5 protein-coding genes and 2 pseudogenes are annotated in these 6,546 nt (G+C 62.4%); 1 reads left to right on the top strand and 6 read right to left on the bottom strand.

The genetic code is table 11. The features are described 5' to 3' along the window. Positions 1-146, top strand: a pseudogene (locus tag CV1CTNOD_RS26560) (IS6 family transposase); the annotation flags it as partial. A 197-nt stretch (positions 147-343) separates the two neighbouring features. Here the strand turns inward: CV1CTNOD_RS26560 and CV1CTNOD_RS11345 are convergent. The 6 genes and pseudogenes from CV1CTNOD_RS11345 to CV1CTNOD_RS11365 form a co-directional block, all read right to left on the bottom strand. After that, positions 344-925, bottom strand: a complete 582-nt coding sequence (locus CV1CTNOD_RS11345) for a NodA family N-acyltransferase (protein WP_131786081.1) — start codon at positions 923-925, stop codon at positions 344-346. A 158-nt stretch (positions 926-1,083) separates the two neighbouring features. Next, on the bottom strand, positions 1,084-1,776 hold the full coding sequence (gene nodB / locus CV1CTNOD_RS11350) for a chitooligosaccharide deacetylase NodB (RefSeq protein ID WP_165485451.1): 693 nt from the start codon (positions 1,774-1,776) through the stop codon (positions 1,084-1,086). Between the two features lie 273 nt (positions 1,777-2,049). Then, positions 2,050-3,324 carry a DegT/DnrJ/EryC1/StrS family aminotransferase gene (locus CV1CTNOD_RS11355; RefSeq protein ID WP_131786079.1) on the bottom strand — a complete coding sequence of 425 codons (1,275 nt, stop codon included), beginning with the start codon at positions 3,322-3,324 and terminating at the stop codon, positions 2,050-2,052. Between the two features lie 70 nt (positions 3,325-3,394). Further along, positions 3,395-4,123, bottom strand: a complete 729-nt coding sequence (locus CV1CTNOD_RS24665) for a hypothetical protein (RefSeq protein WP_165485452.1) — start codon at positions 4,121-4,123, stop codon at positions 3,395-3,397. Between the two features lie 582 nt (positions 4,124-4,705). Continuing rightward, positions 4,706-4,813: pseudogene (locus tag CV1CTNOD_RS28265) on the bottom strand (NAD(P)-binding protein); the annotation flags it as partial. 475 nt (positions 4,814-5,288) lie between these two features. Next, a complete protein-coding gene (locus tag CV1CTNOD_RS11365; RefSeq protein ID WP_242606599.1) occupies positions 5,289-6,506 on the bottom strand; it encodes an ISL3 family transposase in 1,218 nt (405 codons plus the stop codon). Positions 6,507-6,546: the final 40 nt, after the last annotated feature.

Below are 6,546 nucleotides of genomic sequence, written 5' to 3' on the forward strand. Positions count from 1 at the left end.
GGAAACGCCTCCGTTCCGCCCAGACGGTCAGCTCCGGGCACACGTTCGTCCAGAACATCCGCCGTAGCCACTACGAACTTGGCATGGACACCGAACCGCACCTGCGGGTGTCGGCTGCCTTCACCGAGCTCACGCTGGCGGTCTGATCAATATTCAGGCAGGGTCCACCATGTCTTGCTTTCCCATAACGCAACAGATCCTTTTCAACTGCTCGCTCTGTCCGCCAGCCCTGAAAGGTCCGCAAGGACATCAACGGAGCGTCATCCATTACCCCGGCCGGACCGTTTCCGACGCTCTTCGTCCACGCTGGACAGCTACGCGCTCGGAGCCGGATGAGCGAGTGTCACAGCTCGGGTCCGTTCCGGTCGATGAGCTCTCCGGCCGGCCACTCGTCCACGGCGCGCTCAAGCGGAATGACTAGGACGAGAAGATCTTCGACACACGTCTTGGACTTGTCCCACAGATCTGTAGACCTTACCCGGACTCCGGACACGATCATCAGCGCAGCGCTGGCCTTCTCGACATGCTCGCGCAACTCGTGGCGGACGGTTCCGAAACCGAACGGGACTTTCAGGTCCAGCAGCGTCGGAATCATCACGTTGATCCCGGATTGATAACCGATTCCCGATCGCTGTAGATCCGGGCGTACAGCGTACAGCCCGACCTCGGCGACGAGCTGATCGATTGCGCCGAGCCTGATAAAACGACGCAGCACCCCGAAGTGCGCCGCCACTCCGCGCTCGTCATGCCCGATTATCCTGAGCTCGGGTCGCGCTCCGGCCCAGCTACGGCTACCTTTGAAATGTTTCACGTTCCAGGCACCCACAGCTCCGTAGGTGTTTCGAAAAAACTCGGCAAGTTCCGCGTGGTCACCCGGTTCGAGCTGATTCTCCCAGTACGTTTTCCACTGAATTTGCGTTTTCATGGGAAACTCTTCCAATTTTTGCAGGGCCCCTGATGGGGTCGCGGGTATTCCATTTCATTCGGAGGCTCGGCTGTGGCTGGCATTGATTCTGACCCATCGGATCTCGTGCGAGCGGCGGTTCAGTTCTCAGTCGCCGCGGCTCCACCGGCCCCGCGCCCTTACCAGCCGTACCCCATCGGTGTGCCGGCCGCCGGCAGCCGGGGCAGCGCCTCCAGCAGCGGAGGACCGGGGACGAGGCCCTGGTGGCGTAGCTCGCGGATGAGAAGCGGCACCACAGCCAGCGTCTGGTCTTGGTGACCGGCGCTGCAGCCACGTTTCCTTTCGGGCAGACATCCGTCATGTAGCAGCACGATCCCACCCGGATGGAGCTGTTGCCGGAGGGCGTCCATGATTTCTGTCACCCCCGGTGCCGACCAGTCACGCGAGTCTATCGTCCAGCCGAGAGGCTGCAGGCCGAGTTCGGCCGCCACGCGCCGCGCCCCGTCGTTCCACCGGCCATATGGTGTGCGTAGATACTGCACCCGCGCGGTGGGAGCGACAGCCTGCAGTGTCCGGCTCGCCGCCATTATTTCCCACCGTGTCTGTTGCTCGCCACAGCGCGACAGATCGGCGTGTGTCATCGAGTGGCAGGCCAGGAGATGGCCCTCCACGGCTATCCTGGAGATGATATCGGGATGTGCGGCTGCGTAGGTGCCGAGCACGCAGAATGTCGCGGCCACCTCATGCTCAGCGAGCAGATCGAGAATCCGGGGGGTGTAATAAGGATCCGGTCCGTCGTCGAACGTGAGGGCGATGCGGCGAGTCCCTGACTGACCACCGGAAAACGTGCTGGCCGGGCAACGTCCGGTCACAGTTCGGGCTCCTTCCGACACACCGTCTCCCGTTCCGCCGGCTCCACGTGATCAGTCGGCGTAAGCTGGGCCTCCCAGCATATCCGCCACTGGATTTCGGTATTCATAGCACATCTCCCAGTCTTGATTGTTTCAGATGGAAAATTAGGATACTTTCGTCGAGGGTTATTCGAAACTCTTCGATCAAGATCTGTAGAAGTATCCTGACCTGCGACAATGCATGATCTAGATCATCTGAGCTGAGAGTTCTGAATAAGCCTCGTCGAGTATCGCTCACGATATGCTTGTCGGGGTCTTCGTTCGAAAGGCCGCTGCCACCTTCTCGAAGGCGATGATGTACTGCTGCATGTGCCGCTCGGTGTAGACCGGGTGGGTGTACAGCGTGAGTGTGCGTGCCGAGAGCCAGTGCGCCGTGGCGCAGCTCGTCCTTGAATAGTCGATCGGGGTGGCGTTGGGGTCGTCGAACGGGTAGTTCAGCTTCCCGAAGCCCTTACGCTCGACGAAGAGGCGCTCCCGGTACATCTCTCCCAGTTGTACCGCCGTGAAGGGCATGCCCTCCGCGGTCATGGCCGCAGCGAAATCTGTCAGAGGGACCGAAAGCTGCTCCACGTCGAGCACAAAGGGCGCCCACCAAAAAGCATTCTCCCGTTCTGTGGTGTCCACCGGGGCGTGGATCACCAGTGGATGATCCTTAAGGGCCTCGATCAGCTGGCGACCGTTGGCGCGGCGCCGGGGAAGGTTCCATGAGTCGAGGCGGGCAAGTTCGGAAATTCCGATGGCTGACTGCATCTCGGTTAGCCGGTAGTTGAAGCCGACCCGTCGGTGGATGTACTCCGGCCCGAGTTCCATAAGCCCCATACGCTTGGCTACGTCATAACCGTGGTCGCGCAGCGAACGGCATTCCCAACTCAGGTCCTCGTCATTGGTGACGATCGCGCCACCCTCGCCACCGGTGGTGAAGTGCTTACTCTGGCAGAAGCTGAAACAGCCGACATCACCGACCGTTCCGACCTTCCTCCCCTTGTAGGTCGCGCCGATGCTCTGCGCGCAGTCCTCAACAACGAACAAACCATGCTTCCTGGCCAGATCGATGATCGGATCAAGATCTGCGACGACCCCGTAGAGGTGAACCACAATGATCGCCCGAGAACGCGGAGTAATCTTCTTTTCGACGTCGGCCGCGCTAAGCGTATGCGACTCGTCGACATCGGCGAAAACCGGCAGCGCACCAGCCTGCAGCACACAGGACGCCGAGGCAACGAAGGAGTACGGAGTGCAGATGACCTCGTCTCCCGGCCCGATACCCAGCGCGGCAAGCGCGGCATGCAAGGCGGAGGTTCCGCTGTTCGTGGTGACGGCGTGGTCGGCGCCGAGGTACGCGGCCAACTCCGCCTCGAATTGCCGGCCGAGTTCACCGGTCCAGTAGTTCACCCGGCCGGTACGGAGAGGTTCCATAGCCCGGTCGATACTCTCCGGCGCGAAGCTGGGCCAGGCCGGGAACGGTTCGTCCGTGACCGGAGTACCACCGAAGATTGCGAGTTTGGACATTGTCAACCTCCTCGAGGGGCGGGCAGGCGGAGCGGAAACAGACGCTACGCGCCACCGGGTAACGTGAATTTCAACCGGCAAGCGAATCGCCGAGCCAGCGCGACATGGAGATGGTCGTAAGCGCAGGGTTGGCCGCGCCGAGCCGGGGAAAGTTTCCCGGACCGGCCAGGTAGACGCCGGGAAGGGCCTCGACCTCGAGATCGGTCGTGACCTTCAGCGCACCGCCGAGCGGGTGGGAACAGGCTTCATGCTCGAACGACCCGTACGGCAGCTCGAACTGGGCAACCCGCCCGGCCAGAGGTTCGGCGAGCAACGCGTGAAAGGCCTCGGCCTCGCCGAACTTCCGCGACTCCTCGCCCTGGGTTTCGCCGTCGGCCGGGCCGACCAGACAGCCACCGTCCGGACGCGGCGCAGTGATGTCGAGGAGCGAACCCTGGGCGATCTCGTCCGCCAGGCGCAGGAGCTCCTGTCGAACTTTGCCTATGCGATCGAGATCGGCGGACGAGACCGCCGTCGTTATGTGGGCGGCGGCGATACCGTCAGTCGACGACGGCTGGACCGCGAGCGTGCTGAAGTCGGCCGGACCACTGCCCTGTTCGATCACGGCTGCGAGCGAGACGAGCCGGTTACCGTTCGGAAGAGTCGGCCGCTCCTGCACAAAGATGTTGGCGGACAGCGACGGTACTGGACGGTATCCGGTCCATAGCATCGGGTGTCGGAAACTGTCCAGGGGCTCACCGGGCTCGATTCGCGCGAGGGCCCCGACGCAGAAGTGATCGGTGATGGTAGTCGTGATCAATTCACCTGTCGTCTGGGCCAGAATCTGGATGTTCCCGATAGCGGACGACGCAAGGACACATGCGTCGAACCCCTGCCTCGTCGCGGTGCTATCAGAGGGGGTAGCTACCTCTACATCCCATCCGAGCCTGCCACGTCTCAGGGACCGCGCACGGCCGCGGACGACGCGGAAGCGGTCGCTCTTTACGGCGACTCGAAGGGCCGCTGATAGCGGCGAATAGGCTTCGAACTCGCCGGTCAGGCCGTCATAGCGTGCTGCTTGTGGAGCGTGCCGGAGGCCGACTCTGCTCGCAGCGGACGACTGTGGCGAGGCCACCAGTCCCGGAAACCTCGGGCTGAGTTCTGCGTAAACCTGCGCATAGCAGCCGGCCGGACCGACTAACCGCTCCTGCCAGCAGGGATGCCAGCCGACCAATTCCTTGGAGGTGAGCCCAAGAAGAACGCCGTGATAACACAGCGAACGCCCGCCGAGTCGTTCTGAAAGACCGGCACCGAATCCCCAGCCGTCGCTGGTCCACCACCGGACCTTCTCATCGCCCGGATGGATCGAGGTGTCCCAGTCGACATGACGGCGACGGGTCGCCGGCCCGGCTTCGATGACCTCGACTTCCATCCCAGGCTGGGCCGCCATTCGGACCGCGGCCTCCAGCCCGGCCATTCCACCACCGATAACAGCAACCTTGCGGTTCATGGGCACCAGACCTTGTCGTCGTATTCCACATCGCCTTCCATCGGTTCGCCGGTCTTGACCTGTCGAGCAGAGCCGCGACCGCGGGACAAGTACCGGTCGCACTCTAACGGGGCTTTGCCCCAGCCTGACGAGGTCTGTTCGCCGCAGCTCCGATTTGAACGCAAGCTCGGGCAAAGACCTGCGGCCCACCGGCCGATCGCCGCCACACTGCTACGCCTAGTAACGATGACTGAGAGGCTTAACGTCGTAACTGTCAGTAAGAATGCGCACTGTGGAGCGGTACCAATCACGATACGTAAACTTGACTCGATCTTCATGGATTTCGCCGACCAAACCGAGCTACTGAGGTTCAATGGCTGGGTTGTTATTCTATTCCAATCTCATCCCATCCTATTCCGTCGTAAATATCATGTGTTCTATAAATTACGTCAGGTATGTGGCTCTTCTGCTAGATCAGTGGGTATCTGATCGGTGATCATGCGACTCGGCCGGGAAGGGTTATGTTGAGGCCACCGAGGGTGAGGGTCGCCTTGGCGATCAGTGCGTCAGGTGAATGGAAGCCGCAGGCGCGTCGGGTGAACTGGCGCAAGTGGGTGTTGGCGGCCTCGGAGCGGGCGTTCGAGACGGCGTACTCGAGGGTGTTCCGGATCGCCAGACGCTGTTCCTCCACGGTTTTGGTGATCGCGATGAATTCCGGGATTTGGCTGCGGTAAGCCCAGGACAGCCAGCCCGCGAGGAGTTTCTTCCCTGCGTCGCTACTGACTGTGAACACCTCCCGTAACTGCTCTTTCAAAAGGTAGGCGGTATACAGCTTCCGGTTCGTCTTCTTGATCGAGGCGACGGTGGTGCGCTGGTCCCCGCTCTGGTTCCCCGGGTTTTTCAGTAACGCCCACCGGGTACCTTTCAACTCCTTGGCCGCGTGACCCCGACCGGCGTGGCGCAGCTCGTTCACGATACGCCGACGGACCGCGTCGACCGCTCCCGTCGCCCACGCCGCCACGTGGAAGGGGTCCATGCACCGCTTCGCCTGCGGGCAACGGGCTTTGACCACCATGAAGATCCACTCGGCGGCGTCCGCCGACACGATCGTGATCTTCCTGCGGCGGTCGTCGCCCAGCAGATCGAAGAACGCGTTCAACGTCTCCTTGCAGCGGCCTTCACCGGCCCAGACAATCCGGCAGGTGTCATGGTCGATAACGACAGTAAGATAATGGTGCCCTTTCCGGTAGGAGATTTCATCGATTCCGAGGCGGCTGAGGCCAGCCAGCCGGTCGACACCGCCGGACAGCTCCTCGACGACCCGGGTGACAATCTTGTCGACCGATCTCCACGCTATTCTCAGCAGCTCCGCCACCCGGTTGTTCTGCATATATTTCACGAGCCAGGCGCACAGCTGCTCGAAGTCGCGGGTGAAGCCCGACGACGGCCGCGCCCACGGCACCGCGGCTACGGGCACACCATGGTCAGGGCAACGCGCCCGGGGCATCTCCGCCTCCAGCTCGACCCGGGCCGTGCCCAGGTCCGGCGCCCGCCACCGGCGGCGTCCGCTGCCCTGGTCGTACCCCGGGCACCGGCGGGCACAGCGGGAACACCGACTGGAACGGAAGGTGAACGGACGGACATGGGCGACAGCCATGTCCTGCGTCTCGTCCAGCTCGAACCCCTCTACCACCGTCTGTTCGACACCGAGCAATCGTCACCATATCTTGGATGCGCGCACGCCGTTCTTCCTG

Origin of the sequence: Protofrankia symbiont of Coriaria ruscifolia, assembly GCF_900634745.1 — a bacterium.
Lineage (GTDB): Bacteria > Actinomycetota > Actinomycetes > Frankiales > Frankiaceae > Protofrankia > Protofrankia californiensis.

Coding starts and splice junctions, on each gene's coding strand:
- CV1CTNOD_RS11345 (WP_131786081.1), bottom strand. CDS start 925: ATGAAAACGCAAATTCAGTGGAAAACGTACTGGGAGAATCAGCTCGAA.
- CV1CTNOD_RS11355 (WP_131786079.1), bottom strand. CDS start 3,324: ATGTCCAAACTCGCAATCTTCGGTGGTACTCCGGTCACGGACGAACCG.